The organism is Streptomyces sp. NPDC102274, assembly GCF_044766385.1.
Classification (GTDB): domain Bacteria; phylum Actinomycetota; class Actinomycetes; order Streptomycetales; family Streptomycetaceae; genus Streptomyces.
The window spans coordinates 344918-370974 of sequence record NZ_JBIWLW010000004.1 but is presented as its reverse complement, the minus strand read 5'-3'; the positions used below and the strand labels follow the sequence as shown (position 1 = coordinate 370974).

Sequence of the window (26057 nt, the reverse complement as noted above, 5' to 3'; positions counted from 1 at the left end):
GCGCCTTCCGCACCGGGGGCGCCCTTCCGTACCAAGAGGACGCCGTCTGTCCCGAACGTGGCGATCAACAGCGACAGGCGCCGGCGCGCCTCACTCCCCGTCATGCGACCAACCGCCTGAGCCCGCACTCCACATGCTCCAACAGCGCGGGCGTCGGTTCGACGAAGTCCCGTGGCACCCACGCGGGCACCAACCGCCAGAAGCCCCCCGCCTCAACCGTCGCGGCCAACTCGTCCGGGTCGTCCGACCTCGTATCGGTGGCTTGTTCGGTCATGAGAGATGTACCTTCCGTTATCGCGTGCTTGCTTTGTGTGTTCAAGCTTCGGCGCCCACAAGCGTGTTCACCAGGCATCAGCCCATGACACGGAGTTCGTCATAACGGAGGGATACTCAGATGACGGCAGAGACCGATGGCCCTGACCCCACCTCGTCACTTCTGGCCTTCTTCGGAAGCGAATTGAAGCGAATTCGCACCGCGGCGGACGTATCGCAGGATGAAGCCGCTGTACGGGCGCACACGACGCAATCCATGATCAGCAAGGTGGAGTCGGCCAAGCGGGTGCCCTCTGAGGACTTGGCTTGCGACCTGGACACAGCGTTCGGCACGGACGGCCATTTCGGACGCCTGTACCCGCTCGTCATCACCTACGCATACCCGTCGTGGTTCTTACCGTTTGTCGAGCTGGAACGGGATGCCACGGCCATGCGCGTCTTCGAGAGTCAGATCATCCCGGGACTGTTGCAGACCGAGGACTACGCCCGTGCGATGCTCAGCGCCGTACGACCGGACAACCTTGACGACTTGGTTGCCGCCCGCATGACTCGCCAAGCGGTATTCGAGCGGGACGCGCCGCCACGGATCTGGTTCATCATCGACGAGAACACGTTACGACGACAGATCGGCGGGGCTTCCGTCATGCGGCAGCAGCTTGAACGACTCCTCGAACACGGGCAGGATCCGCGCTCCGTAATCCAGGTCGTGCCAAGCACTGTTGCGGCTCACGCCGGGCTGGCCGGACCATTCACGGTCTTGAGCTTCACCGAAGGCCCTGACGTGCTCTACGTCGATGGCTTCTCGCAAGGCCGAATTGCCTTGGATTCGAACGAGGTTGCTGCCGCCTCGCATGCCTATGATCTGCTGAGGGCAGACGCCCTGTCGCCCGAGAAGTCCGCCGATCTGATCGGTACGCATCTGAAAGGACTGAAGTAATGGCCAGTGCGAACACGCTGTCCGTCGAGTGGCGGAGCAGCAGTTACAGCACCAACGGTGGAAACTGCGTGGAAATAGGCGACGGCATCGCCCACACCGTTCCCGTCCGGGACTCCAAGAATCCCACCGGCCCCATCCTCATCGCCTCCGACGCGTCCTGGACCGCCTTCGTCGCCTTCGCCAAGACCGCCACCGTCTAACCCGTCCGCCAGGACCGCCAGATGTCTCAACCGTCCACGCCGTCCATCGCGTCGACCGAGGGGGCGGGCATCCGTGCCGGAAGGACCACAGCCGCATGCCCGCACCCGCCCCAGAACTGCCCTTCGCCGTGCAGAACACGACACCCCGCATCGAATACCGCCAGTTTCGCCTCGTCAACGAAGAGGCGGTCTGGAGGTACCGGACGACTGGGCTCAGTTGTCCCGGATCGTGATCGCGGCCGGTTGCGGCGCGCTGCTCCGTACGCGGCTCTTGCAGGTGGGGGCCACTCCCCCGAGCGAATCCCCCCTGATCTGACGAAGCCTTGGCTCACGCGTACGGCGGCGGCAGCGGTACGCCGAAGCGGCGGTGCAGCGCCAGGACGTCGCGGACGTCGTCGGCATCGATCTCGTACCCCGTGTGCGACCGCACCTGATACTCGGGTGTGCAGCAGGCGACGCGGCGGCCGAGGACCGTACCCGAGCCCGTCAACGAAGCTACCGGGTAAGCGAGGCCGTTCGGGCCGTGGACCAACTCGCCGTCGGCATCCGTCACGGTGGTGGTCGGATCGACGCTGTGCACGTCGACCTCGCGGCCCGCGCCGTCCACCAGGACGTAGTTGTACGGCCCGTCGTCGCGCATCAGCCGGAAGCCGTGGGCGCGCAGGGTGCGGTCGTAGCGGCCCAGGTCCCCGGTGGGAACGACGATGTCCAGGTCGCTGTGGGGCCGGGTCTGTTCCCCTAGCAGCGCGTCGACTCCCCAGCCGCCGTCGAGCCAGACCCTGATGCCCGCGCGATCGAGCAGGTCCAGGACGGCCAGTACATCCTCCGCGCTCATCATGGTGCGCCACTCTCCCCGATGCGCCCGCCCTCCGGCACCCGGTTTTCCACGTGTTCCCCGTGCGCCTTTCCGCGTGTCCCGTACGGCGCCGACCAGGAAGGGCGTGCGACGTACCCGCGCCTTCGCATTAGGCTCGGTCGGTGTGAAGGACGAGATGGACCAGAAGGACCGGGAACAGGATCAGAAGAACGTACGCGGAGTGCTGCGCTCCAAAGTCCCCAGGGCCCCCAAGGCCCCGGTCCCCAAGGCTCCCGTCCCCAAGGCTCCCGTCCCCAAGAGCGAGTTGACCCGCACGCTCATCCTCGAAACCGCGCTCCGGCTCTTCCAGGAGCGCGGTTTCGACAAGACGACCATGCGGGCCATCGCCGCGGAGGCCGGGGTCTCGGTCGGGAACGCCTACTACTACTTCTCGTCCAAGGAACATCTGGTCCAGGGCTTCTACGACCGGATCGGCGCCGAACACCGGCTGGCGGCGCGGGCCGTGCTCGACCGGGAGACCGAGCTGGAGGCACGTATGGCCGGCGTACTGACGGTCTGGATCGATGTCGCCGCCCCGTACCACGAGTTCGCCGCCCAGTTCTTCAAGAACGCCGCCGACCCCGAGAGCCCGCTGAGCCCCTTCTCCCCCGAATCGGAACACGCGCGCGACGCGGCCGTCGCCGTCCACCGCGAGGTGCTGGCCGGTTCCAAGGCGAAGGTCGCGGACGAACTGGCCGACCTGCTGCCGGAGTTGATGTGGCTCGCCCAGATGGGGCTGGTCCTGTACTGGGTCTTCGACCGCTCCGAGGGCAGCGAGCGGTCACGCCGGCTCGCCGAGCGCGGTGCCCGGCTGACCAGCAGGGGCATCGCGCTCTCGCGGTTCCGGGCGCTGCGGCCGCTCGTACGGGAAGTGCACGAGCTGTTCGAGGACTTCCTGCCGGGGATGGCCGAGGCGGCCGCGAGCCGCGCCTCCCGGAAGCCGAGCGGCCAGAGCTGACCGTCCGGAGCCACGCGGCACGGATCACATGACGTGGGTCACGTGACATGGGACACGGTTGGGCGCGGGCCTGGGCATGGGGCGCACCATGCCCTAAGCCTGGCGTGAGGCCAGCTCCACGACGGTGATGTCGGAGGGGGCCCCGACCCGCACCGGCGGACCCCAGGCGCCCGCGCCGCGCGACACGTACAGCTGGGTGTCGCCGTACCGCTCCAGACCGGCGACGGTCGGGTTGGCCAGGCCCGCGAGGAGATTGCCCGGCCACAGCTGACCGCCGTGGGTGTGTCCGGAGAGCTGGAGGTCGACGCCGTAGCGCACGGCGTCGTCGATGACGACGGGCTGGTGGGCGAGGAGTACGGACGCCCTGGCCCGGTCGCGGCCGTCGAGTGCCTTCGCGAAGTCGGGGCCCGTGTGCTCGCTCTCGCCGGCGACGTCGTTGACCCCGGCGAGATCGAAGCCGGGGATCTCCACGCGCTCGTTCTCCAGGGGCCGGAGGCCCAGTTCACGGACGTGGTCGACCCAGGCGTCGGCGCCCGAGAAGTACTCGTGGTTCCCGGTCACGAAGAACGAGCCGTGCTTGGCCCTGAGACCGGCGAGGGGCTCCGCCGCCGGACCCAGGTCCTCGACGCTGCCGTCCACCAGGTCACCGACGACGGCGATCAGGTCGGGCTGGGTGGAGTTGATGGTGTCCACGATGCGCTGGGCATGGGCGCGGCCCAGGGTCGGTCCGAGGTGGATGTCGCTGACGACGGCGATACGGAAGCCATGGGCGCCGCGCGCCAGCTTGGCGAGCGGGACGGTGACGCGCTTGACGCGGGGGCCGCGCAGGACTCCGTACGTGCCGTATCCGACGGTGGCGAGCGCGGCGGTGGCGGCGGCGCCGCCGACGACACGCGAGACGAACAGGCGGCGGGAGGGCGCGGGGGCGGGTGAGGTGGCCGGGGCGGGCGGTTCCGACAGGTCCGAACTCCCGTCGGATATGCCGGTACCGGGCTGCGTGCCCGGACCCGTGCTCACCGTCGTACGGGCAACGGCCTCCGCCGGGACCTCAGCCTCGCCCGGCGCGTCCGCCCCGGCCGTCGCGTCCCGGCGCTCCAGCAGCCGCCGCAGCAGCGGCCGTACGGCCTCGCCGACCAGCAGCGCCAGCAGCAGGTACAGCAGCGCCGCCAGCCACAGATAGCCCGGCCAGGCCAGCGCCTGCTGCGCCCGGAAGGGCATTCCCGAGCGCCCCGAGACCACGGCGCCGACCGACAGTAACGGCAGCACGACCACGGCGACGGTGCCCAGCCTGCGGGCGAGGCCGCCGGGGCTGGTCGTGTCGCGCACCAGGCGCCGCCAGAGGTACCAGTGCGCCCCGGCGACCAGCGATACGGCGGCGAGCGCCCCCAGAACGATCACGACGACCACGAACAGGCCCCCTATCCCAGTTGTTCATGTTGTTCGCGCTGTTCGCGCCGGAGGGCGCGCACGCCTCGGAACCCGATGACGCCAACGGCCGTCCCCAGAAGAAAGGACACGATGGCGAGCGTCAGGTGCACCCAGAAGTACCCCGTCGGATCACCGGCGTCGTCGAACGCGAGTCCACTGCCGTCCTGCCACAGGTTCTTGACGAAAGTGATCCAGATGAACCAGCTCCACACCCCGAAGGCGAGCAGGAACCAGGACACAGGGCGGTTGAGCTTCATGGATTCAGTATCACCGGCGCCGTCCGGGCGACGGCAGCCGGGTCCGGCGGGCAACCGGTCGGACGGGCGCGCGATACCGTCAGCGGCACCCACACGGCATCCGGACACGCCGGTAATGGACCCGATCAGCCCACCCGGGTCGGCGCCGATGCTCACGCCATGTACGTTTTCGATCGTGTCCGCTCTGAAAAAGACCGCCTTGACGGTCTCCGCCGCCGCATTGCTTCCCGTGATGATCGCCGTGCCCGCATCGGCCGACGGAAAGATCGACGGGCCCGACAACAACCAGCCGAAGCCGCCGGTCTCGATGTCCACGGTCGGCGGGGCCAAGCTCGGCCGGGCGGGCACGCAGGTGAACCTCGGCGCCGGCGCGCCGGTTCTGCCCAAACAACTGAGCGGCCGGTCCTGGATCGTCGCGGACGCCGAGTCGGGGGCGGTGCTGGCCTCGCACAACGCCCACTGGCGGCTCCCGCCGGCCTCCACACTCAAGATGCTCTTCGCGGACACGGTGCTGCCCAAGCTGCCCAAGAACAAGGTCTACAAGGTGGCACCCACCGATCTCGCGGGGGTGGGCGCGGGCAGCAGTCTGGTCGGTGTCAAGGAAAACCTCACCTACTCCGTCCACGATCTGTGGCTGGGGGTCTTCCTTCGCTCCGGCAACGACGCCGTCCATGTGCTCTCCGAGATGAACGGCGGGGTCCCCAAGACCGTCAAGGACATGCAGAAGCACGCCGAAGAGCTCCAGGCGCTGGACACGCACGTCGTGTCGCCCGACGGCTACGACGAGAAGAACCAGGTCTCCAGCGCGTACGACCTCACCCTGATCGCCCGCTCCGGGCTTCAGAAGAAGGACTTCCGGGAGTACTGCTCGACGGTGACGGCCAAGTTCCCCGGCGACGTGCAGAAGCCGAAGGAAGGCGAGAAGGTCGAGAAGGACAAGAACGGGCAACCGAAGCGCGACTCGTTCGAGATCCAGAACACCAACCGGCTGCTGACCGGCGCCCCCGGCGTCCAAACGTACAAGGGCATCGCCGGGGTGAAGAACGGCAACACCACGCACGCGGGCGCGACCTTCACCGGGGTCGCCGAGCGCGACGGCCGGGTGCTGCTGGTCACCGTCATGAACCCGTCCTCCACCGAGGGCCAGGCGGTCTACCAGGAGACGGCACGGCTGCTGGACTGGGGCTTCTCGGCAGCCGGGAAGGTGACTCCGGTCGGCGAGCTGGTGCCGCCCAAGTCCGCCCGTACGAACGCCTCGCCGAGCCCCAGCGCCGTGGGAGCGGATTCGGCCGGGACGGCCAGCGAGCCCGCCAAGCTCGCGGCCGCGAACGGCGAGGGCACGGGCGGTGTCGGGACGGCTCTCGCCCTCGTCGGCGGGGTGCTGGTCGTACTGGGAGGCGCGGTGTTCCTGATCAACCGGCGCTGGCCACTGCCCGACCTGGTCCGTCGCCGTCCGCGCGGGTAGCCCCGCCCGCGCGATTGCCGTTGCCCCGGCGCTGCTCGGTCTCCGGGCCGGTATCCCCCACGTCCGACTCCTGCGCCTCGTCCACCTCGTCTGCCCCCTCCGCCTCCGGCGCCTCGTCCGCCTTGCCGCGGGTCGCCGTCCAGGCGGCGCAGAACAGCAGCAGCTTCGCCGTGAAGTTGATCCACAGCAGCAGCGCCACCGGCACCCCGAACGCGCCGTACACGCTCTTCGCCGCCACGCCCCGCACATAGCCGCCGAGCAGCAGCTTGAGCAGTTCGAAGCCGATGGCGCCGATGAGTGCGGCGACGATGAGCCGGCGGCGCGGCGGATGGACGCGGGGCAGCAGCGTCAGCACGTACAGCAGCAGAACGAAGTCGGCGAGGACCGCCACGACGAGGGCGGCGGTCTGGAGCAGCACGCCGCCCGCGCCGTTCTCCGGGATGCCCAGCCGGTCGGCGGTCCAGCCGACGGCGGTCGAGCCGAAGCCGGAAGCCCCCAGTGAGACCACCCCGACCGCCCCCAGACCGACGAGCGCCACCGCGTCCTTGCCCTTGAGCAGGAACGGATTGCCCTCCTTCGCGTCGTCCAGCTCCCAGACGGCGCGCAGGCACTCGCGCATGGAGCCGACCCAGCCGATCCCGGTGAAGAGCAGCAGCGCGCCGGCCACCACCCCGACCGTGCCCGCGTTGGCCACCAGTCCGTTGATGTCCAGCTGTTGGGAGATGCCGGGAACCTGCTCCGCGATGGTGTGCTGCACCCGGGAGAGCTGGCTCTGGCTGAGCAGCGCGGCGCCGATCGCGGCGCCGACGGTGATCAGCGGGAAGAGCGCGATAAAGCTGATGAAGGTGATGGCGGCGGCCAGCCTGGACCAGTGGACGCGGTCGAGCGTCTCGTACGAACGCCAGGCGTGCGTCCGCATCAGCCTGGCCACGAACGGGCCGACAAGGGGCAGTTTCTTCAGCCAGTCCATGAACGACGTGTACCCGCTGATCGGAAAACCAGCGCGAGCATCACAACAAAGGCCACAAAGAATGCCGTATGGGGCGATACGGTCACCATCATGTCTGCCGACACCGCCCTCGACACCGACGTCCCCGCCGCTCTCGACGCCGCCCCTGTGGACGACGGCGTCGACCCGTTCGTCTCCCTCACCGGCTGGGGCCGTACCGCCCCGACGACCGCCCTGCTGGTCCGCCCCCGTTCGTACGAGGAGGCGGTGGCCGCCGTACGCGCGACCGGAAGCCGCGGTTCCATCGCCCGCGGCCTCGGCCGGGCCCATGGCGACGCGGCGCGGAACGCGGGCGGCGCGGTCCTCGACATGACCGCGCTGGACCGGATCCACGCCATCGACGCGGACACGGGCGTCGTCGTGTGCGGCGCGGGCGTGAGTCTGCACCGGCTGCTGGAGGTGCTGCTGCCGCTGGGGTGGTTCGTGCCGGTGATGCCCGGGACGCGCTATGTGACGGTCGGCGGGGCGATCGGCGCCGATATCCACGGCATGAACCATCCCGGGTCCGGCTCCTTCGCCCGTCATGTGCTGTCGGTGGAGCTGCTGACCGCCGACGGCGAGGTACGCACGGTCCCTCGCGGCACCCCGCTCTTCGACGCGACGACGGGCGGGCTCGGCCTGACGGGCGTGGTCCTCTCGGCGACCGTACGGCTGCACCGCGTGGCGACCTCCCTGATGTCCGTCGACACCGAACGGGCCAGGGATCTGGACGATCTGCTCGCCCGGCTCGCCACCTCCCGCCCCGGCCACCGGTACGCGAGCGCCCGGATCGATCTGCTGGCCCGGGGGGCGGCTCTGGGGCGCGCGGTGCTGATCCGCGCGGAGCACGCGCCGCTGGACGCCCTCCCCCCGCGCGCCCGGCGGCGCCCACTGGCTCCGCGCCCGCTCCCCTTCCGGCCGGGAGATCTCACGGCCGCGCCCGCGCTCGTACCGCCGGGGCTGCTGGGACGGACCGCGGCCGGGCTCGTCAACGCGCTCGGATACCGCGCGGCGCCGCCGCGCAGGACCGGGGAGCTGCGGCGGCTCACGGCGTTCTTCCATCCGCTGGACGGTGTGCCGCACTGGAACCGGATCTACGGGCGCGACGGCTTCGTCCGGTACCAGTTCGTCGTCGGATACGGGCAGGAGGCGGCCCTGCGGCGGATCGTGGAGCGGATGGCACGCCGGGGCTGCCCGTCCTTCCTCGCCGAGCTCAGACGTTTCGGGGAGGCGGATCCGGGGTGGCTGTCGTTCCCGATGGCCGGGTGGGCGCTGGCCCTTGACCTGCCCGCGGGGCTGACCGGTCTCGGACCTTTCCTGGACGAGCTGGACCAGGACGTCGCGGCGGCCGGAGGCCGGGTCTGTCTCGCGAAGGACGCCCGGCTGCGGCCGGATCTGCTGGCCGCGATGTATCCGCGGCTGGACGAGTTCCGCGCACTGCGCGCCGAACTGGATCCGCGCGCGGTCTTCGTCTCGGACCTGTCACGCCGGCTGTCTCTGTAGCCGTAGCCGTAGCCGTAGCCGTAGCCGTAGCAACACCCGTACCAACACCCGTACGTACCCGTATTCGTCACCGTCTGTTGCCCTACTGCCTTCACCTGAGGAGCGATTCACGATGAAGGACGCCTTCGGAACCCCGCAGTCCCTGCTCATCCTCGGCGGTACGTCGGAGATCGGGCTCGCCACCGCGCGCCGGCTGATCGCCCGCCGGACCCGTACCGTCTGGCTGGCGGGCCGCCCCTCCCCCGCCCTGGACACCGCCGCCGACCGGTTGCGGACCCTGGGCGCGGACGTCCGTACCGTCGCCTTCGACGCCCTGGACCCGGGCTCCCACGAGGAGGTGCTCGGCAAGGTCTTCGCGGAAGGCGACATCGATATGGTGCTGCTCGCCTTCGGAGTCCTCGGCGACCAGGCGCACGACGAGGCAGAGCCGCTCGCGGCGGTCCGGGTGGCGCAGACCAACTACACCGGAGCGGTCTCGGCGGGGCTGGTGTGCGCGGGCGCGTTGCAGACGCAGGGGCACGGTTCGCTGGTGGTGCTGTCGTCGGTGGCCGGCGAGCGGGCCCGTCGCGCGGACTTCATCTACGCGTCGAGCAAGGCGGGCCTGGACGCGTTCGCGCAGGGGCTGGGGGACGCCATGTACGGCACGGGGGTGCAGGTCATGGTCGTACGGCCCGGCTTCGTACGGTCGAGGGCGACGGCCGGCCGGCCGGAAACGCCACCGGCCACGACACCGGAGGCGGTGGCCGCGGCCATCGAGCTGGGGCTGCGGCGGCGCTCGGAGACCGTATGGGTGCCGGCGGCGCTACGGGTGGTGATGGCGGCGGTGCGCCATCTGCCGCGCCCGCTGTTCCGTAGGCTGCCGGTCTGAGTCAGGGGCCTCCGGGGCCGAAACTCGGCGCAAGAACACGGAAGTCGGCGCAGGGAGGCGGGACTCAGCGCGGGGAGACGGGACTCAGTACAGGGAGGCGGGCCGGTCGACGGGGGTGGCGACGGGGGTGGTCTGCGGGGGCACCCCCGAGCTCTCCCCGTCACCGCCGAACTCGTACTCCTGCAGCTTGCGCCACACGGCGTCCGCGCCCTGCTCGTACAGCGCGAAGGAGGTACAGCTCCAGGCCGCGCCGTACTCGGACAGCTCCTCATAGGCCCGGTCCATCGCCTCCTCGGCGATGCCGTGCGCCACCGTCACATGGGGGTGATACGGGAACTGGAGCTCGCGTACGAGCGGTCCCGACGACTCCCTGACCCGCTTCTGCAGCCACGTGCAGGCCGACGCGCCCTCGACCACCTGGATGAAGACCACCGGCGAGAGCGGGCGGAACGTACCGGTGCCGGACAGCCGCATCGGGAACGGCCTGCTTGCCGACGCGACGGCGGCGAGATGCGCCTCGATCGCGGGCAGCGCCGACGCGTCGACCTCGGTGGGCGGCAGCAGCGTGACATGCGTGGGAATGCCGTGTGCGGCGGGATCACCGAAGCCCGCACGCCGGTCCTGGATCAGGCTGCCGTACGGCTCCGGGACCGCGATCGAAACGCCGAGCGTTACGGTCCCCACATCGATCTCCTCAGTCCCGTGGTCCATGTGTTGATGGTCTGCGTCTTCGCCGCCGCTCGCCAGTGTGACGGTCGCACCGCCCGGCCCTCCAGCGGTGGCCGGGGGCGTCCGGCGCGGTGGTCTGCCGTACCGGTGCACCCCACTGACCTCCGGTGTCTTCGCTCCGCGCCGGCATCCGGCCCCGCTTCCGCGCCGGTGCGCCGCCGGTACTCCTCAGTACCGCGCGAGTACTCCGTCGGTGCGTGGCCCGTACTCCGTCAGTGCTTGGCGGGGAGGAAGCCGACTCTGTCGTAGGTCTGCGCCAGGGTCTCGGCCGCGACCGCGCGGGCCTTCTCCGCGCCCTCGGCCAGGATCGAGTCCAGCGTCTCCGGATCGTCCAGGTACTCCTGCGTGCGGGACCTGAACGGGGTGACGAACTCGACCATCGCGTCCGCCAGGTCCGTCTTCAGCGCACCGTAGCCCTTACCAGTGTATTTGTCCTCCAGCTCCGCGACGGTGGTGCCCGTGAGCGTGGAGTAGATCGTGAGCAGATTGCTCACTCCGGGCTTGGCCTCGGTGTCGAACCGGATCTCCGTGCCGGTGTCGGTGACCGCGCTCTTGATCTTCTTCGCGGTGGCCTTCGGCTCGTCGAGCAGATTGATCAGGCCCTTGGGCGTGGACGCCGACTTGCTCATCTTGATGGCCGGATCCTGGAGGTCGTAGATCTTCGCGACCTCCTTGACGATGTGCGGCGCCGGGACCGTGAACGTCTGTCCGAAGCGGCTGTTGAAGCGCTCGGCGAGATCACGGGTCAGCTCGACGTGCTGCCGCTGGTCCTCACCGACCGGGACGGCGTTCGCCTGGTACAGCAGGATGTCGGCGACCTGGAGGATCGGGTATGTGAAGAGCCCGACCGTGGCGCGGTCCGCGCCCTGTTTCGCGGACTTGTCCTTGAACTGCGTCATCCGGGAGGCCTCACCGAAGCCGGTGATGCAGTTCATGACCCAGGCGAGCTGGGCGTGCTCGGGCACATGACTCTGGATGAAGAGCGTGCAGCGCCGCGGGTCGAGGCCGGCGGCGAGCAGCTGGGCCGCGGCGAGACGCGTATTGGCGCGCAGCTCGGCCGGGTCCTGGGGAATGGTGATCGCGTGCAGGTCGACGACCATGTAGAAGGCGTCATGGGTTTCTTGCAGCGCGACGTACTGGCGCACCGCACCGAGGTAGTTCCCGAGGTGGAACGAGCCTGCGGTGGGCTGGATTCCGGAGAGCGCGCGGGGACGATCAGAGGCCATGTTCACCATTCTCTCAGGTATGACCGACAGGTCGGGAACGCAGCCGGGACGGAGACGAGGCGGAGACCGGACGGAGACGGGACGGAGACGAGGGGGAGACGAGGCGGGAGGGACAGGGCCGGCGGTCGCCCGGCGTCCGGTTTCTGTTCAGTCGGGGCATGCCGAGGGCAAGGTTTCCTCGTCCACACTGCGAGCGACGATAGAAAGTGGGGCTTCGCCCCACCCGCACCGCACAGCTTGTCCCGCACAGCCCGCACAGCCCGCACAGCTTGTCCTGACCCGATCGGAGAAACCCGTGTCGACAACGGAGAGTGCCATCGCCTCGGCGGAGGCCCACAGTGCGCACAACTACCACCCACTGCCCATCGTGGTCGCCTCGGCGGACGGCGCGTGGATGACCGATGTCGAGGGGCGGCGCTTCCTCGACATGCTCGCCGGGTACTCGGCACTCAATTTCGGCCATGGCAACAGGAGGCTCATCGACGCCGCGAAGGCCCAGCTGGAGAGGGTGACGCTCACTTCCCGGGCGTTCCACCACGACCGGTTCGCCGACTTCTGTACACAGCTGGCCGAGCTGTGCGGCATGGAGATGGTGCTGCCCATGAACACCGGCGCGGAGGCGGTGGAGACCGCCGTGAAGACCGCCAGGAAGTGGGGCTACCGGGTCAAGGGCGTGCCGGACGGCATGGCGAAGATCGTCGTCGCGGCCAATAACTTCCACGGCCGTACGACCACGATCGTCAGCTTCTCCACGGACACGGAGGCGCGGGCGGACTTCGGCCCGTACACGCCCGGCTTCGAGATCGTTCCGTACGGGGATCTCACCGCGATGGACGCGGCGATGACCGAGAACACCGTGGCCGTGCTCCTGGAGCCGATCCAGGGCGAGGCCGGGGTCCTGGTGCCACCGGCGGGCTATCTCGCCCGGGTGCGGGAGCTGACCCGGCAGCGGAACGTGCTCTTCATCGCGGACGAGATCCAGTCGGGTCTGGGCCGGACGGGGAAGACCTTCGCCTGCGAGCACGAGGGCGTGGTGCCCGACATGTATGTCCTGGGCAAGGCGCTGGGCGGCGGGGTGGTGCCGGTGTCGGCCGTGGTGTCCTCGGCCGAGGTCCTCGGCGTGTACCGGCCCGGCGAGCACGGCTCGACCTTCGGCGGCAATCCGCTCGCCTGCGCGGTGGCGCTGGAGGTCATCGCGATGCTGCGGACGGGCGAGTTCCAGCAGCGCGCGGCGGAGCTGGGCGACCATCTCCACCACGAACTGGGCCTGCTGGCGGGCGGCGGCGCCGTGGAGACGGTGCGTGGCCGGGGTCTGTGGGCGGGGGTGGACATCGTGCCGTCCCGCGGGACGGGCCGGGAGATCTCGGAGCGGCTGATGGACCGGGGCGTGCTGGTGAAGGACACGCACGGCTCCACGATCCGGATCGCCCCGCCGCTGGTGATCAGCAAGGAGGACCTGGACTGGGGCCTGGACCAGCTCAGGGCGGTGCTGGCCGACTAGGTCCCGGACAGGGCCCAGGACCCGGAGAATCTGGGCCCTGTCCCGCCGGACAGGGCCCAGGCCTGTCTTCAAAGTCCCGCCTGCCCGGCGACGCCCGGCAGGCCTCTCGGTCGGACGGCGCTACTTTGAAGACAGGCCCTAGAGGATCACGTGCGGCAGGAAGCGGGCGTACTCGTCGGTGATCAGGCCCGAGGACTCGCGGATACCGAGGCCCGCCGCCTCGTCCTCGACGACCCACGCGCCGAGCACCACGCGGTTGCCGTCGAAGTCGGGCAGCGGCGCCAACTCCTGGTAGCAGCACGGCTCGTCCCGCGGCACCGGCGGCGCCCCCGGCTCATGAACGGTGACGCCGGCGCCTTCCCGGCCGAGGAGGGGCTTGGCCACATAGCCGCGGGAGGCGGCCAGTTCGCGGGGGCCGTCGAGATGGGAGGGCAGCAGGTTGGGGTGGCCGGGGTGGAGTTCCCAGAGGATCGCCAGGAGCGCCTTGTTGGAGAGGAGCATCTTCCAGGCGGGTTCGATCCAGCAGGTGGTGCCCGTACCGCCGCCGTTGTCCAGGGTGTCCTGGACATACGGGCCGAAGCGGTCGGTGGCCAGCCACTCCCAGGGGTAGAGCTTGAAGCAGCTGCGGATGAAGCGCAGCCGGTCGTCGACGAAACGGCCCGACAGCCGGTCCCAGCCGATCTGTTCGACGGAGAGCGCCTCCGTGTCCAGGCCGGCCTGCTCGGCGGTCTCGCGCAGATACGCGACCGTCATCAGGTCCTCGCCCAGTTCGTCGCCGTCGGAGTGCGCGAAGTGCACCGGGCCGGGCGGAAGGAGGCCGGACTGCCGTTTCCAGGCGTCGACCAGCCGCTCGTGCAGGGAGTTCCACTGGTCGCCGTGGGGGAACCGGTCCTCCATCCAGAACCACTGGGCGCTCGCGGCCTCGACCAGTGAAGTGGGGGTGTCGGCGTTGTACTCCAGCATCTTGGCCGGACCCGTGCCGTCGTAGCGCAGGTCGAACCGCCCGTAGATGGAGGGCAGTTCGGTGCGGCGCCGCCAGGACTCGGCTATCAGGGCGGCGAGCCGGGGGTCGGTGATGCCGAGGTCGGCGAAGCGGTCGTGCTCGACGATATGCGCGGCGGCGCCCAGACACAGCGCGTGCAGCTCTTCGACGACCTCTTCGAGGGCCTCGACCTCGGGCAGCGTGAAGGAGTAGTAGGCGCTCTCGTCCCAGTACGGCCGCAGCGAGTCGTCCGGGTAGCGGGTGAGCGGGTAGATGACGCCCTGTTCCTCGACTATCCGCTGCCAGTCGGGGCGGGGCTCTGTGATGTGACGTTTCATCAGCGGATCACCGGTCGGCCGGCCCGCACGCTCTCAGCCGCCGCCGGAGCCGGCGGAGCAGCCGAGACCGCCCCGGTCCACGGCCGACTTGTCGAAACTGCCGCCCTCGACCTTGCCCTTGCTGCTCGATCCGCCGTAGTAGTACGAGCCGCTGCCCCCGCTCTTGCACTCGGCGCTGGGCAGGGTCTCCCGGCTCGTCCGGTCGGCGCACCGCCTGTCCGGGTCCGACCCGCAGGACGTGATCGTGACGGCGAGGACCCCCATGCTCCCGAGCACGACCGTGCTCGACCTCAGCCTCCGTTGACGCGTAGCGGCCATGTGCCCGCCCCTTCCCCCCATTGTTGTGAACACAATAAGTCGCCCCACCGCCTCGCCGTAAAGGCGGTACGCGGTCTTTCCTCGGCCACTGCCCCAGTGGGAGCGCGTATCTACCTCTTGGGGGGATCCGCGCGCTCGGCCGGGGTACTACCGTCCCGCGGCGCGTCGGATCTCACCCTCCACCGGCAGCAGATCCGTGATCATCTCCCAGACCCGCTTCGGGCACGGGCCGGCCGGCTCGGCAGGCAGCCACGTCCTGCCTCAGGACGTGGCGAACTCTCGCGCGGCGCACCGGCCGACGCCGTCCGCCCGGCGGCGGGCCCCCGGACGCCGCCGGGCAGGCGGGACTTTGAAGACAGGCCCTAGCTCCCGCCTCCTCCGTAGGGGCGGGTGATCGCTTCCAGGGCGTGGCCCACGGGATCCAGGAAGTACACGCCGCGCCCGCCGTCGTTGTGGTTGATCTCGCCGGGACGCTCGCGGTGCGGATCCGCGTAGTACGTGAGCCCCGCGTCCTGGATCCGCTGAAAGATCCCGTCGAACTCCGCCTCGGTGACCAGGAAGGCGTAGTGCTGTACGGCGATCGACTCTTCCGGAGTGGTCGCGAAGTCGAGGGTGACGCCGTTGCTCAGTTCCACAGGGATGAACGGGCCCCACTCGTCCCCGACCTCAAGGTCGAGGATCCGCGCGAGAAACTCGGCGGATTCCCGGTTGTTCTTGGAATGGACGATGGTGTGATTCAGCTGGACTGGCATTGTGGAATGCCTCCGTAAGGGCACGCTGACAGGCACCTCCATGCCTCACCCGGACGGTGACCGACACGCGATGCCGTGCTGACCAGCGTAGGCCGGGCCCCGGGGGCTGTCGCGCCCGTTGCTCCCTACGGACCCACTACGGCGGTACGGCGCGGCACTCCGAAAACCGCACTCCGAAAGCCGCACCCCGGAAACCACACCCCGGCGCGGCATCCCTCCGGTACGGCTTACGGCAGTACCCGGCACAGCGCGTCCAGCGCGCCCGTCCACGCGCTGTCCGGCGGGGTGGCGTAGCCGACCACCAGGGCGTCCCGCGCCGGCGGCGCCGAGGGGTGGGTGAAGCGGGAGATGCCCTCCACCGCGAGCCCCTGCCAGGCCGCGGCCTCGACAATCGAGCGCTCGGTGCCGGGTGGCAGTTCGATGACGGCGTGCAGCCCGGCCGCGATCCCGGTCACGCTGATGCCGGGCGCCCGCTCCGCCAGCGCCTCCACGAGCTGGTCGCGGCGGCGCCGGTAGCGCAGCCGCATGGAACGGACATGACGGTCGTACGCGCCCGAGGCGATGAACTCCGCGAGCGTGAGCTGGTCCAGCGCGCTCGACATCCACTCGGCCTCGCCCTTCGCCGCCACCACCTCTCGGGCCAACTCGTCGGGCAGCACCAGCCATCCGAGCCGCAGCCCCGGCGCCAGGGACTTGCTCGCCGTGCCGAAGTACACGACCCGCTCGGGGTCGAGCCCTTGAAGGGCCCCCACGGGCTGGCGGTCGTAGCGGAACTCCCCGTCGTAGTCGTCCTCCAGGATCAGCCCGCCCGTACCGCGCGCCCAGTCCACGGCCGCCGCGCGCCGGTCGGGGCGGAGCGCCACGCCCGTCGGGAACTGGTGCGCGGGCGTCAGCAGCACCGCGCCGACGCCACGGGCGCCCGCCGGGTCCGGCGGGTCGGCCAGGTCCTCGGTGCGCGTGCCGCGCGCGTCCAGCGGGAGCGCGGGGGTCCGCAGCCCTGCTCCGGTCAGCACGTCCCGGTGGATGTCGAGGCCGTACGACTCGGTGGCCACCGCCCGCACCCGGCGCGCGGCCAGGACCTTCCCGACCAGTGCCAGCCCATGGACGAAGCCCGAGCAGACCACGATCCGCGCGGGGTCGGCGTACACACCGCGCGCCCGCGCCAGATAGTCGGCGAGGACGGTGCGCAGCTCGATCCGACCCCGCGGGTCGCCGTACCCGAAGGCTTCGTGCGGCGCGGCCGTCAGCGCGCGGCGGGCGGCCGTGAGCCACCGCGCCCGGGGGAACGCGGCGAGGTCGGGGGTGCCCGGCATCAGGCTGTACGTGGGCCCGCGCCGGACCTGCTGCCTTCTGGGCGCGGCGGGCGCGGGTCTGCGGGGCGCGGCGCGCCGGGCCACCCGGGTCCCCGAGCCCTGCCGCGCGGTGAGCCAGCCCTCGGCGACCAGCTCGGCGTACGCGTCGGCGACGGTGTTGCGTGCGATGCCCAGATCGGCGGCGAGCGAGCGGGACGACGGCAGCCGGGTGCCGGGCGTGAGACGGCCCGTACGGACGGCGTCGCGCAGGGCGTCCATGAGCCCGGCGCGCAGCCCGGAACCGCGCAGCTCCAGATACAGATCGACACCGGCGATCCGCGTATTGGCCCGGGAATCCATCATGCAAGTGGACCATACCGCTGTGACACTGGGCACGTAGCGTCGTACCCATGACGACGACGGACACGACGACGGCGGACACAGTGGACGCATCCAAGGGGTACGCCCCGGAGCAGAGCCCCCGCCTGGACATGGCCAAGCTCGCCCCCGAGGTCTACAAGGCCATGGTCCGGCTGGACGCGGCGGCCCGGCAGGGCGTGGATCCGACCGTGCTCGAACTGGTCAAGATCCGCGCCTCCCAGATCAACCACTGCGCGTTCTGTCTTGACATGCACTCGAAGGACGCGCTGGCGGCCGGCGAGTCGGCGGAGCGGATCATTCAGCTCAGCGCCTGGGAGGAGTCGCGGCACTTCTACACGCCGAAGGAGATCGCGGCGATCGAGCTGACCGAGGCGGTCACCGTGCTGACCGACGGTTTCGTGCCGGACGAGGTGTACGAGAAGGCCGCGGCCCACTTCGACGAGACCGAGCTCGCCCATCTGATCTCCGCGATCACGGTGATCAACGCCTGGAACCGGTTCGGGGTGACCACCCGGATGGCCCCGGGCCACTACCAGCCCGGTCAGTTCAAGCACTGATGACGGTGACAGTCACGGCTTTCCGCGCCCTGCACCACGGCCGCGCCGCCGCCGACCCGCTGGTCCTGCCGGGCCCGTGGGACGTGGCCAGCGCCCGCGTCTTCGCCGACGCGGGCTTTCCCGCCCTCGCCACGCCGAGCGCGGGGGTCGCGGCCTCGCTCGGTTACGAGGACGGCGCGACCCCGCCCGACGAGATGTTCGCCGCGGTCACGCGCATCGCCCGCGCCGTCTCCGTACCCGTATCGGCCGATGTGGAGGACGGCTACGGCCTCTCCCCCCGCGAACTCGTCGGCCGCCTGCTGGACGCGGGCGCGGTCGGCTGCAATCTGGAGGACTCCTCGGGTGGCGCCCTCAAGGACCCGCACCGGCAAGCCGACTGGCTGGCGGAGGTACGGGCCGAGGCGGGCGACGCCCTCTTCATCAACGCGCGCGTCGACACTTTCGTCCGAGGCGTCGACGACCCGGCGGAGGCGGTGGCGCGGGCCCGTCTCTATGTGGCGGCGGGCGCCGATTGCGTCTACCCGATCGCCGCGCCGCCCGAGTCGCTGCCCGCGCTGCGGACGGGCATCGAGGGGCCGCTCAACGTGATCGGTCTGCCGACGGGCCCGTCCCCGACCGAACTGGGCACGCTGGGCGCGACCCGCGTCACCTTCGGCCCATTCCTGCAACGGCGCGCGATGGCGGCGCTCAGGGAGGTCGCGGACCAGCTCCCGCGTGGGTGGGCACGCCCGGCGACGAGCCGTTCCGCCGTCCTCGGGCCGCCGCCCCCGTCTTCGCCGCCGCCCCCTACTTCTTCGTGAGCCACTTCTTCCAGGTCGGGCCGTTCCCTTCGACCCACTTCGCGGCGGCCTCCTCCGGGGTGAGCTTCTGCTCCGCGATCATCAGGGCGACCTCGTTCTGCTGCTCGGTCGTCCAGGTGAAGTTCTCCAGGAACCGTGCCGCGCTCCCGCCCTTCTTCGCGAAGTCCGCGTTGAGGAACTTCTGGAGCGGGGTGTGCGGATAGGCGCAGGCGACCTTCTCGGGATCGGCGTCGCAGCCCTCCTTGTACGCCGGGAGCTTCACCTCCGTCATGGGCACCTTCTGGAACAGCCACTGCGGCTTGTACCAGTAGGTGAGGAAGGGCTTCTCCTCCTTGGCGAACTGCTCGATCTGGGTGATCTGCGCCGCCTCCGAGCCCGCGAAGACGACCTGGTAGTCCAGATCCAGGTTGTTCACCAGCGCCTTGTCGTTGGTGACGTACGACGGCGAGCCGTCGAGCAGTTGCCCCTTGCCGCCGCTCTCCGCGGTGCGGAGCTGGGAGGCGTACTTGTCGAGGTTGCGCCAGTCCGTGACGTCCGGGTGCCGCTCGGCGAAGTACGTCGGTACGAACCAGCCGATATGGCCGGTGACCCCGAGGCCGCCGCCCGGCGCGATCGTCTTCTTCTCGTCGACGTACCGGGCTTCCTGATCCGGGTGGCCCCAGTCCTCCAGGATGGCGTCGACCCGGCCCTGGCTGAGGGCGTCCCAGGCGGGGACCTCGTCGACCTGGACGGTGTCCACGCGGTAGCCCAGCTCGTGTTCGAGCAGATACGACGCCACGGCCACATTGGCCTGCGCGCCGACCCACGACTGCACGGAGAGGGTGACGGTCTTCGCACCCTGCGCGTTGGCGTACGGGGACGCCTGCTTGGTCATGTCGGCCGCGCCGCAGCCGGTGACGGCGAGCAGGGCACCGGCCGAGGCGAGAGCCAGAGCGGCGTGTGTACGGGTACGAGCCATGTCAGGCCGCCTTCCTGGTCCGGCCGGTACGGCGTCGCGTACGGGTGTGCGTACGGCGCGTACGGCGTTCGGTGGGCTGGGTCACCCGGTCGAGCATCAGACCGAGACAGACGATGGCCGCGCCCGCGACGAGCCCGGTCGCCAAGTCGCCCTGGGCAAGCCCGAACACGACGTCGTACCCGAGCGCCCCGCCGCCCACCAGACCGCCGATGATGACGACGGCGAGCACCAGGACGACGCCCTGGTTGAGCGCGAGGCGCAGCGCGGGTCCCGCGAGCGGCAGTTGGACCTGGCGCAGCTGCTGGCCGCCGGTCGCGCCGAGCGAGCGCGCCGACTCCATGGCGGCAGGATCGACCTGGCGCAGGCCCTGGGTGGTGATACGGACGACCGCCGGCAGCGCGTACACGACGGCGGCGGCGACCGCGGGGGCGCGCCCGACGCCGAAGAGCGCGACCACCGGGATCAGATAGACGAACTGCGGCAGGGTCTGGAAGACGTCCAGTACGGGCCTGAGCAGCGCTTCCACCCGTGAGCTGCGGGCGGCGGTGATGCCCGCGGCGAATCCGATCACCAGCGTGACGGCGACGGCCGCCAGCACCTGCGAGAGCGTGTCCAGCGACGGCTTCCACACCCCGAGGACACCGATCGCGGCCATGGCGAGCACGGCGGTCAGCGCGGTCTGCCAGGTGCCGATCAGCAGCGCGAGGGCGGCGACGAGCAGCAGGACCGCCCACCAGGGCACGGCCTGGAGGCCGCCGCGCAGCGGGTCGAGCACCCAGGTGGTGAAGCGACCGGCCCAGTCGGCGGTGCCGCCGATGACGGGGACTCCGGAGTAGAGATGGGCGGTCATCCAGTCGACGGCCCGGTTGACGGGCTCGGCGATGTCGACGGTCCAGCTCCCGGGCCAGTCGAGCCGGTCCGTCAGACGTCCCGCGATCGCTACGAGGACGGTCGCCAGGGCTGCGACGGCCCAGCCGAGCAGGCCGCGCCCGCCGCGGTCTCCAGCACCGGAACCGGCCCCCGGATCGGAACCCGTTCCGGAGCCCGCCGTGCCGGAACCCGCCGCCGCCGTCGTACGGTCCAGGACCACCGCCAGCAGGACGATCGGCAGCCCCGCCGCCAGCGCCGCGCCCACATCGACCGAGGCCAGCGCCTGGTACACCCGGTCGCCGAGTCCCCCGGCGCCGATCACGGACGCGATCACGGCCATCGAGAGCGCCATCATGATCGTCTGGTTGAGGCCGAGCAGCAGTCGCTTACGGGCGAGCGGCAGCCGTGCGGTCAGCAGCCGCTGCCAGGCGGTCGCGCCGAGCGAGGAGACGGCCTCCATCACCCCCCGGTCGGCCTCGCGCAGCCCGAGCGCGGTCAGCCTGGCCATCGGCGGAGCCGCGTAGACGACGGTCGCGAGGACCGCCGCCGGGACGCCGATGCCGAAGACCAGCACGACGGGCAGCAGATACGCGAAGGCGGGCAGGACCTGCATGGTGTCGAGCAGCGGCCGCAGCGCCCGGTAGAGCCGGTCGGAGAGCCCGGCGGCGAGGCCGAGCAGAGCGCCGAGCACCACGGACGCGGTAACGGCGACCACCATGAGAGCGAGCGTCTGCATGGTGGGCACCCACATACCGAGCACACCACAGACAGCGAACGACACGGCGGCGGTGAGGGCGAGGCGCCCGCCCGCGACCCGCCAGGCGATCAGCCCGGCCGCCGCGGTGACCCCGGCCCAGCCGGCCGCGAGCAGCAGCAGATACACCCCGCGCACGGCGAGCACGACGGCGTTGCTGATGTGCCCGAAGAAGTAGAGGAAGAGCGGGTGGCTGTCGCGGTTGTCGATGATCCAGTCGCTGGCGCTGCCGAGCGGGGCCGACAGATCGACGGTCAGCGCGTCGGGCCAGGCGGTGCCCGGCCAGCGGGTGAGAGCCAGGGGTACGAGGACCGCCGCGAACACGGCGAGCGGCAGCAGTCTGCCGAGCGCGCGGCCACGGGGCGAGGAGAGCGCGGCGGGCGGGCCCCCGCGCTCGACGGGCGTGGTGGTGGCGGCGGTCATCGGAGCGCCGCCTTTCCGGCCTCCGCCCTCGCACCGGGGGCTCCGGGCGGCTCTCCGGGCCCCGTCGTGCCCGTCATGCCCGTGGCCTCCGCCGTACCCGCCGTACCCGCCACCACATTGAGGAGACTCTCTCGGTCGACGACACCGAGCAGCCTGCCCCCGTCGACCACGCGCGCCGCCGCGTCCCCGGAGCGCGCCACGGCCTCGATCGCCTCGGAAACGGTCGCCGTCGGCGGCAGCGCGGGCCCGGAGTGGGCGTCGCCCGCCAGCGGGCGGCGCATGGCGGCCCCGACGGTGATGACCTGCTCGCGCGGTACGTCACGGACGAAGTCCCGTACGTACGCGTTCGCGGGCCGGCCCACGATCTCCTCCGGCGTGCCCAGCTGTACGACACGGCCGTCCCGCATCAGCGCGATCCGGTCGCCGAGACGCAGCGCCTCGCTCAGATCGTGCGTGATGAAGACCATCGTGCGGTGCTCCTCGTGGTGCAGCCGGATAACCTCCTCCTGCATATCGCGGCGGATCAGCGGGTCGAGGGCGCTGAACGGCTCGTCGAAGAGCAGCACTTGGGGATCGACGGCGAGCGCGCGGGCCAGCCCGACGCGCTGCTGCTGACCGCCGGAGAGCTGGCCGGGGCGGCGGTCCTCCATACCGTCGAGGCCGACCTTGCCGATGACCTCGGCCGCCTTCTCGCGGCGCCGGGCCCGGCCCATGCCCTGGATCTCCAGGCCGTAGGCGACATTGTCGAGGACCGAGCGGTGCGGCAGCAGACCGAAGTGCTGGAAGACCATCGCGGCGCGGTGGCGCCGCAGTTCGCGCAGCCGGGCCCTGTCCATCGACAGGACGTCCTCGCCGTCGATGGCGACCGCGCCGGCCGTCGGCTCGATGAGCCGCGTCAGACAGCGGACGAGCGTGGACTTGCCGGAGCCCGACAGACCCATGACGACGAAGACCTCGCCCTTGCGGACGTCGAAGGAGACGTCGCGTACGGCGACGGTGCAGCCGGTACGTTCGCGCAGCTCGGCGGCGGTGAGCGCGGAGAGTTCCGGGTCGCCGGGGACACGGTCGGCCTTGGGGCCGAAGACCTTCCAGAGCTCGCGTACGGCGAAGACCGGCGGCCGTTCCGACACCTCGTTCTCCGTGCCGGGCGGGGTGAGGTCCTTGCCCGTCGGGTCGGCCGCGTATGCCGTCTCCGCCGCCGTTCCCGCGTCGCTCGTCGCTTCGTCACTCGTCGCTTCGTCACTCATTGTCTCGTCGCTCATCGCTTCGGGCCCTTCTGGTCGTCAGGAGCCCCGTCGCGGGCCTCGGTCAGCAGCTGGGCGCACTTCTCGCCGACCATCAGGACCCCGATCATGGGATTCACCGCGGGCATCGTCGGGAAGACGGACGCGTCGGCGATACGGATGGCCTCAAGCCCCCGGATCCTCAAGTCGGGTGCCACCACGGCCAGTTCATCGGTGACGGCGCCCATCCGGCAGGTGCCCGCCGGGTGGTACACCGTGTGCGCGCACTTACGGGCGTACTCGCTCAGCTCCTCGTCGGAGGTGACCTCGGGCCCCGGACAGACCTCCCGCTTCAGCCAGGCCGCCAGCGGCTCGGCGGCGGCGACCCTTCGCGCGATCCTGATGCCGTCGACGAGGGTCCGGCCGTCGTAGTCGTCCTCGTCGGTGAAGTAGCGGAAGTCCAGGGCCGGTTTGACCTCCGGGTCCGCGCTCGTGAGGTGGAGCCGGCCGCGGCTGCGCGGCTTGGGGATGTTCGGGGTCATCGACACACCGTGCGCGGGGCGCTCGTACCCGAGCCGCTCCGGATTGTCGGTGAACGGGATCTGGTAGAAGTGGAACATCAGGTCGGGCCCCTCGGCCGCCGGATCGCGCCGGACGAACAGCCCCGCGTCGGAGTCCATCGCCGAGTTCTCCGGGATCGGCCCGTCCGTCTCCCAGACGATCACCGACTCGGGGTGGTCGAGCAGGTTCTCCCCGACGCCCGGCAGATCGTGGACGACGGGTATGCCGAGCTTCTCCAGGTCGGCGCGCGGCCCGATGCCAGAGTGCAGCAGCAGCCGCGGGGTGTCCACGGCCCCCGCGCAGACGAGGACCTCGCGCCGGGCCCCGATCAGCCGCTCCTCGCCGTCCGCCGTCCGTACGTGCACGCCCCGCGCGCGCGTGCCCGCCAGCTCCAGCCGGAAGGCCCAGGTCTCCAGCAGCAGGTGGAGGTTCGGCCGGTCGAGGAAGGGATGGAGATACGCGACGGACGCGGACGACCGCTGGTTGTTCTCCGGGTGGTACGCGAGGTCGAAGAAGCCGGCGCCCTCGTGGAAGGGCTTCTTGTTGAAACCCTCGACGCGCGGGACGCCCAGCGCCCCGCGCGCCGCGTCCACGAAGTCACGGGCGATGGGGTTACGGTCCCGCTCGTCCACCGGCACGATGTTGTTCCGCAGTCGGCCGAAGTACGGGTCCATCGCGTCGGCGTCCCAGCCCTCGGCCCCGGCCGCCGCCCACTCGTCCCAGTCGGACGGCAGCGGCTTGAAGGCGATGAGCGTGTTGTGCGAGGAGCAGCCGCCGAGCACCCGGGCCCTGCTGTGCCGGATGTGCGAGTTGCCGCGCGGCTGTTCCGTCGTCGGATAGTCGTAGTCCAGCTCACCGCCCAGCAGTCCCATCCAGCGCCGCAGCGTCAGCACGTCCTGGCGGTCGACGTCGGAGGGGCCGCCCTCGATGACGGCGACAGTGATGTCCGGGTCCTCGGTGAGACGGGAGGCGATCACCGATCCGGCGGTGCCGCCGCCGACGACGACGTAGTCGTACACGTACTCGGGCTTCGGGTCAGGGGCGACCGTTGATCCCATTGATCCCATCGCTGGATCTGCTCCTCTGCTTGCGGTGGTGCACCGGCTCTCCGTGCGGGGCTGTCCGTGCGCGGCGCGGGGCTGTCGGGCTTGTCAGCCCGTGAACCAGCGGACCGGGCGCGGTGCCAGGTTCTGGTAGATGTGCTTGGCCTCGCGGTATTCGGCGAGCCCCGCGGGCCCCAGCTCCCGTCCGATGCCGGACTTGCCGAAGCCGCCCCACTCCGCCTGCGGCAGATACGGGTGGAAGTCGTTGATCCAGACGGTGCCGTGCCGCAGCCGTCCCGCCACGCGTCGCGCCCGCCCCGGGTCCGCGCTCCAGACGCCGCCCGCGAGCCCGTACTCGGTGTCGTTGGCGAGGGCCACGGCCTCGTCCTCCGTACGGAAGGTCTCCACCGTCAGCACGGGTCCGAAGACCTCTTCCCGCACGACCCGCATCCCGCGGTGGCACTGGTCGAGCACGGTCGGCTCGTAGAAGTAGCCCTCGGCGGGCCGGACGTCCGACGGCTCGGGCCGCTTGCCGCCGGAGCGCAGGACGGCGCCCTCGGCCAGCGCCGAGGCGACATACTCCTCGGTCCTCGCCAGTTGCCGCGCGGAGACGAGCGGTCCGCACTCCACGCCCTGCTCCGTACCGCGTCCGAGGCGGATGCGCCCGGCGCGGCGGGCGAGTTCACCGACGAAGCGCTCGCGTACGGACTCCTCGATGATCAGCCGCGCGCCGGCGGAGCAGACCTGGCCGCTGTGGATGAACGCGGCGTTCAGGGCCTGGTCGACGGCGGTGTCGAACCCCTCGTCGGTGGCGCAGGCGTCCGCGAAGACGACGTTCGGGTTCTTGCCGCCGAGTTCGAGGGCGACCTTCTTCACGCCGGACGCGGCGGCGCGCATGACCCGCGTACCGCTGCCGAGCCCGCCGGTGAACGAGACCAGGTCCACGTCCGGGTGCTCGGACATCCGGGCGCCCACCGGGTCGCCCGCGCCGGTCACCAGGTTGGCGACGCCGGGCGGCAGCCCCGCCTCGGCGAGCAGGTCGATGAGGTCGACCGTGGAGAGCGGGGTCAGCTCGCTCGGCTTGACGACAAAGGTGTTGCCTGCCGCGAGCGCCGGGGCGATCTTCCAACTCGCTTGCAGCAGCGGGTAGTTCCAGGGAGTGATCAGCGCGCAGACGCCGACGGGCTCATGGACGACCACGCTGTGGACGGTGTCGGAGCCGGCGTCGACGACCCGCCCGCCACTCTCGTTCATCACGAGATCCGCGAAGTAGCGGAAGGCGTCGGCGACGCAGTCGACGTCGACGCGCCCCTCCTCCAGCGTCTTGCCCGAATCCCTGCTCTCCAGCAGCGCTATCTTCTCGCGGTTGCGGATCAGCAGATCGGCGGTCGTCCGCAGCAGCCGGGCCCGCTCGGCGACCGGGGTACGGGGCCACGGGCCCTCGTCGAAGGCCGTGCGCGCGGCGGCGATCGCGGCGTCGGCATCCTCGGCGCCGCCCTCGGACACGACGGCGAGGACCGTCGCGTCGGCGGGGTCGAGGATGTCTCGTGTGGCGCCGGAGGCGGCTTCACGCCACTTTCCGTCCACATGAATCGTCTGTTGTGCCGACACGTCGC

Annotated in this window: 25 protein-coding genes; 9 read left to right on the top strand and 16 right to left on the bottom strand. The window is 70.8% G+C overall.

What is annotated here, in order from left to right; translation table 11 throughout:
* Window positions 1–100 precede the first annotated feature (100 nt).
* Window positions 101–274 carry a hypothetical protein gene (locus tag ACIRQP_RS08280; protein ID WP_403885219.1) on the bottom strand — a complete coding sequence of 58 codons (174 nt, stop codon included), beginning with the start codon at window positions 272–274 and terminating at the stop codon, window positions 101–103.
* A 120-nt stretch (window positions 275–394) separates the two neighbouring features.
* On the opposite strand from ACIRQP_RS08280, the gene ACIRQP_RS08275 reads away from it, so the two are divergent.
* Together ACIRQP_RS08275 and ACIRQP_RS08270 are read left to right on the top strand one after the other, a co-directional pair.
* Complete coding sequence (locus ACIRQP_RS08275) at window positions 395–1210, top strand: helix-turn-helix domain-containing protein (protein ID WP_403885217.1); 816 nt, start codon at window positions 395–397, stop codon at window positions 1208–1210.
* Window positions 1210–1410, top strand: a complete 201-nt coding sequence (locus tag ACIRQP_RS08270; protein ID WP_403885214.1) for a DUF397 domain-containing protein — start codon at window positions 1210–1212, stop codon at window positions 1408–1410. Before ACIRQP_RS08275 ends, ACIRQP_RS08270 begins: the two co-directional genes overlap by 1 nt.
* 328 nt (window positions 1411–1738) lie before the next feature.
* On the opposite strand, the gene ACIRQP_RS08265 is transcribed toward ACIRQP_RS08270, so the two are convergent.
* Window positions 1739–2248, bottom strand: a complete 510-nt coding sequence (locus tag ACIRQP_RS08265) for a nucleotidyltransferase domain-containing protein (RefSeq protein WP_403885211.1) — start codon at window positions 2246–2248, stop codon at window positions 1739–1741.
* Between the two features lie 154 nt (window positions 2249–2402).
* Here ACIRQP_RS08265 and ACIRQP_RS08260 point away from each other — a divergent pair, with 154 nt between their 5' ends.
* Window positions 2403–3224 carry a TetR family transcriptional regulator gene (locus tag ACIRQP_RS08260; protein WP_403885394.1) on the top strand — a complete coding sequence of 274 codons (822 nt, stop codon included), beginning with the start codon at window positions 2403–2405 and terminating at the stop codon, window positions 3222–3224.
* Between the two features lie 93 nt (window positions 3225–3317).
* Here ACIRQP_RS08260 and ACIRQP_RS08255 read toward each other — a convergent pair whose 3' ends face one another.
* Both ACIRQP_RS08255 and ACIRQP_RS08250 read right to left on the bottom strand, forming a co-directional pair.
* Window positions 3318–4631 carry a metallophosphoesterase gene (locus ACIRQP_RS08255; protein ID WP_403885208.1) on the bottom strand — a complete coding sequence of 438 codons (1314 nt, stop codon included), beginning with the start codon at window positions 4629–4631 and terminating at the stop codon, window positions 3318–3320.
* Window positions 4632–4642: 11 nt separating this feature from the next.
* Window positions 4643–4909, bottom strand: coding sequence for an SCO4848 family membrane protein (locus ACIRQP_RS08250; RefSeq protein ID WP_403885391.1), 267 nt, complete (start codon window positions 4907–4909; stop codon window positions 4643–4645).
* Window positions 4910–5057: 148 nt separating this feature from the next.
* On the opposite strand from ACIRQP_RS08250, the gene ACIRQP_RS08245 reads away from it, so the two are divergent.
* Entirely contained in the window at window positions 5058–6374 is a 1317-nt protein-coding gene (locus tag ACIRQP_RS08245) for a D-alanyl-D-alanine carboxypeptidase family protein (protein ID WP_403885205.1), read from the top strand.
* On the opposite strand, the gene ACIRQP_RS08240 is transcribed toward ACIRQP_RS08245, so the two are convergent.
* Window positions 6322–7344 (bottom strand): YihY/virulence factor BrkB family protein, encoded by a 1023-nt coding sequence (locus ACIRQP_RS08240; protein WP_403885202.1) that lies wholly within the window; start codon window positions 7342–7344, stop codon window positions 6322–6324. The genes ACIRQP_RS08245 and ACIRQP_RS08240 overlap by 53 nt on opposite strands.
* A 90-nt stretch (window positions 7345–7434) precedes the next feature.
* On the opposite strand from ACIRQP_RS08240, the gene ACIRQP_RS08235 reads away from it, so the two are divergent.
* The gene (locus ACIRQP_RS08235; RefSeq protein ID WP_403885199.1) at window positions 7435–8865 is read left to right on the top strand and encodes an FAD-binding protein; all 1431 of its coding nucleotides are present in this window, start codon (window positions 7435–7437) and stop codon (window positions 8863–8865) included.
* Window positions 8866–8977: 112 nt separating this feature from the next.
* On the top strand, window positions 8978–9733 hold the full coding sequence (locus ACIRQP_RS08230; protein WP_403885196.1) for a decaprenylphospho-beta-D-erythro-pentofuranosid-2-ulose 2-reductase: 756 nt from the start codon (window positions 8978–8980) through the stop codon (window positions 9731–9733).
* Between the two features lie 84 nt (window positions 9734–9817).
* Here the strand turns inward: ACIRQP_RS08230 and ACIRQP_RS08225 are convergent, their stop codons facing one another.
* Together ACIRQP_RS08225 and trpS are read right to left on the bottom strand one after the other, a co-directional pair.
* Entirely contained in the window at window positions 9818–10417 is a 600-nt protein-coding gene (locus ACIRQP_RS08225) for a 2'-5' RNA ligase family protein (RefSeq protein WP_403885388.1), read from the bottom strand.
* A gap of 257 nt (window positions 10418–10674) precedes the next feature.
* Window positions 10675–11688 (bottom strand): tryptophan--tRNA ligase, encoded by a 1014-nt coding sequence (gene trpS / locus ACIRQP_RS08220; protein ID WP_403885193.1) that lies wholly within the window; start codon window positions 11686–11688, stop codon window positions 10675–10677.
* Window positions 11689–11983: 295 nt separating this feature from the next.
* On the opposite strand from trpS, the gene rocD reads away from it, so the two are divergent.
* The gene (gene rocD / locus ACIRQP_RS08215; RefSeq protein ID WP_403885190.1) at window positions 11984–13189 is read left to right on the top strand and encodes an ornithine--oxo-acid transaminase; all 1206 of its coding nucleotides are present in this window, start codon (window positions 11984–11986) and stop codon (window positions 13187–13189) included.
* 138 nt (window positions 13190–13327) lie between these two features.
* On the opposite strand, the gene ACIRQP_RS08210 is transcribed toward rocD, so the two are convergent.
* The 4 genes from ACIRQP_RS08210 to ACIRQP_RS08195 form a co-directional block, all read right to left on the bottom strand.
* Window positions 13328–14509: a glutathionylspermidine synthase family protein gene (locus tag ACIRQP_RS08210; protein WP_403885187.1), complete on the bottom strand. Its 1182-nt coding sequence runs from the start codon at window positions 14507–14509 to the stop codon at window positions 13328–13330.
* 33 nt (window positions 14510–14542) lie between these two features.
* On the bottom strand, window positions 14543–14827 hold the full coding sequence (locus tag ACIRQP_RS08205; RefSeq protein ID WP_403885184.1) for a hypothetical protein: 285 nt from the start codon (window positions 14825–14827) through the stop codon (window positions 14543–14545).
* Window positions 14828–15189: 362 nt separating this feature from the next.
* On the bottom strand, window positions 15190–15579 hold the full coding sequence (locus ACIRQP_RS08200) for a VOC family protein (protein ID WP_403885182.1): 390 nt from the start codon (window positions 15577–15579) through the stop codon (window positions 15190–15192).
* Between the two features lie 227 nt (window positions 15580–15806).
* Window positions 15807–17234 (bottom strand): PLP-dependent aminotransferase family protein, encoded by a 1428-nt coding sequence (locus ACIRQP_RS08195; RefSeq protein WP_403885179.1) that lies wholly within the window; start codon window positions 17232–17234, stop codon window positions 15807–15809.
* 47 nt (window positions 17235–17281) lie between these two features.
* Between ACIRQP_RS08195 and ACIRQP_RS08190 the strand changes: the two genes are divergently transcribed.
* Together ACIRQP_RS08190 and ACIRQP_RS08185 are read left to right on the top strand one after the other, a co-directional pair.
* On the top strand, window positions 17282–17809 hold the full coding sequence (locus ACIRQP_RS08190; RefSeq protein WP_403885176.1) for a carboxymuconolactone decarboxylase family protein: 528 nt from the start codon (window positions 17282–17284) through the stop codon (window positions 17807–17809).
* A complete protein-coding gene (locus ACIRQP_RS08185) occupies window positions 17809–18609 on the top strand; it encodes an isocitrate lyase/phosphoenolpyruvate mutase family protein (RefSeq protein ID WP_403885173.1) in 801 nt (266 codons plus the stop codon). The genes ACIRQP_RS08190 and ACIRQP_RS08185 overlap by 1 nt, the downstream gene beginning before the upstream one ends.
* On the opposite strand, the gene ACIRQP_RS08180 is transcribed toward ACIRQP_RS08185, so the two are convergent.
* From ACIRQP_RS08180 to ACIRQP_RS08160, 5 genes are all read right to left on the bottom strand, one after another.
* The gene (locus ACIRQP_RS08180) at window positions 18596–19567 is read right to left on the bottom strand and encodes an ABC transporter substrate-binding protein (RefSeq protein ID WP_403885170.1); all 972 of its coding nucleotides are present in this window, start codon (window positions 19565–19567) and stop codon (window positions 18596–18598) included. The genes ACIRQP_RS08185 and ACIRQP_RS08180 overlap by 14 nt on opposite strands.
* A 1-nt stretch (window position 19568) precedes the next feature.
* Window positions 19569–21614 (bottom strand): ABC transporter permease, encoded by a 2046-nt coding sequence (locus tag ACIRQP_RS08175; RefSeq protein ID WP_403885167.1) that lies wholly within the window; start codon window positions 21612–21614, stop codon window positions 19569–19571.
* On the bottom strand, window positions 21611–22876 hold the full coding sequence (locus ACIRQP_RS08170; protein ID WP_403885164.1) for a glycine betaine/L-proline ABC transporter ATP-binding protein: 1266 nt from the start codon (window positions 22874–22876) through the stop codon (window positions 21611–21613). Before ACIRQP_RS08170 ends, ACIRQP_RS08175 begins: the two co-directional genes overlap by 4 nt.
* On the bottom strand, window positions 22873–24465 hold the full coding sequence (locus tag ACIRQP_RS08165) for a GMC family oxidoreductase (RefSeq protein ID WP_403885161.1): 1593 nt from the start codon (window positions 24463–24465) through the stop codon (window positions 22873–22875). Before ACIRQP_RS08165 ends, ACIRQP_RS08170 begins: the two co-directional genes overlap by 4 nt.
* Window positions 24466–24549: 84 nt before the next feature.
* Window positions 24550–26052, bottom strand: coding sequence for an aldehyde dehydrogenase family protein (locus ACIRQP_RS08160; protein WP_403885158.1), 1503 nt, complete (start codon window positions 26050–26052; stop codon window positions 24550–24552).
* Between the last annotated feature and the right edge of the window lie 5 nt (window positions 26053–26057).

Excerpts from the sequence above, each read along its gene's own strand:
- ACIRQP_RS08280 (WP_403885219.1), bottom strand. The coding sequence starts at position 274 with ATGACCGAACAAGCCACCGATACGAGGTCGGACGACCCGGACGAGTTG.
- ACIRQP_RS08275 (WP_403885217.1), top strand. The coding sequence starts at position 395 with ATGACGGCAGAGACCGATGGCCCTGACCCCACCTCGTCACTTCTGGCC.
- ACIRQP_RS08270 (WP_403885214.1), top strand. The coding sequence starts at position 1,210 with ATGGCCAGTGCGAACACGCTGTCCGTCGAGTGGCGGAGCAGCAGTTAC.
- ACIRQP_RS08265 (WP_403885211.1), bottom strand. The coding sequence starts at position 2,248 with ATGATGAGCGCGGAGGATGTACTGGCCGTCCTGGACCTGCTCGATCGC.
- ACIRQP_RS08260 (WP_403885394.1), top strand. The coding sequence starts at position 2,403 with ATGGACCAGAAGGACCGGGAACAGGATCAGAAGAACGTACGCGGAGTG.
- ACIRQP_RS08250 (WP_403885391.1), bottom strand. The coding sequence starts at position 4,909 with ATGAAGCTCAACCGCCCTGTGTCCTGGTTCCTGCTCGCCTTCGGGGTG.
- ACIRQP_RS08245 (WP_403885205.1), top strand. The coding sequence starts at position 5,058 with ATGCTCACGCCATGTACGTTTTCGATCGTGTCCGCTCTGAAAAAGACC.
- ACIRQP_RS08240 (WP_403885202.1), bottom strand. The coding sequence starts at position 7,344 with ATGGACTGGCTGAAGAAACTGCCCCTTGTCGGCCCGTTCGTGGCCAGG.
- ACIRQP_RS08235 (WP_403885199.1), top strand. The coding sequence starts at position 7,435 with ATGTCTGCCGACACCGCCCTCGACACCGACGTCCCCGCCGCTCTCGAC.
- ACIRQP_RS08230 (WP_403885196.1), top strand. The coding sequence starts at position 8,978 with ATGAAGGACGCCTTCGGAACCCCGCAGTCCCTGCTCATCCTCGGCGGT.
- trpS (WP_403885193.1), bottom strand. The coding sequence starts at position 11,688 with ATGGCCTCTGATCGTCCCCGCGCGCTCTCCGGAATCCAGCCCACCGCA.
- ACIRQP_RS08210 (WP_403885187.1), bottom strand. The coding sequence starts at position 14,509 with ATGAAACGTCACATCACAGAGCCCCGCCCCGACTGGCAGCGGATAGTC.
- ACIRQP_RS08205 (WP_403885184.1), bottom strand. The coding sequence starts at position 14,827 with ATGGCCGCTACGCGTCAACGGAGGCTGAGGTCGAGCACGGTCGTGCTC.
- ACIRQP_RS08200 (WP_403885182.1), bottom strand. The coding sequence starts at position 15,579 with ATGCCAGTCCAGCTGAATCACACCATCGTCCATTCCAAGAACAACCGG.
- ACIRQP_RS08195 (WP_403885179.1), bottom strand. The coding sequence starts at position 17,234 with ATGATGGATTCCCGGGCCAATACGCGGATCGCCGGTGTCGATCTGTAT.
- ACIRQP_RS08190 (WP_403885176.1), top strand. The coding sequence starts at position 17,282 with ATGACGACGACGGACACGACGACGGCGGACACAGTGGACGCATCCAAG.
- ACIRQP_RS08185 (WP_403885173.1), top strand. The coding sequence starts at position 17,809 with ATGACGGTGACAGTCACGGCTTTCCGCGCCCTGCACCACGGCCGCGCC.
- ACIRQP_RS08180 (WP_403885170.1), bottom strand. The coding sequence starts at position 19,567 with ATGGCTCGTACCCGTACACACGCCGCTCTGGCTCTCGCCTCGGCCGGT.
- ACIRQP_RS08175 (WP_403885167.1), bottom strand. The coding sequence starts at position 21,614 with ATGACCGCCGCCACCACCACGCCCGTCGAGCGCGGGGGCCCGCCCGCC.
- ACIRQP_RS08170 (WP_403885164.1), bottom strand. The coding sequence starts at position 22,876 with ATGAGCGACGAGACAATGAGTGACGAAGCGACGAGTGACGAAGCGACG.
- ACIRQP_RS08165 (WP_403885161.1), bottom strand. The coding sequence starts at position 24,465 with ATGGGATCAATGGGATCAACGGTCGCCCCTGACCCGAAGCCCGAGTAC.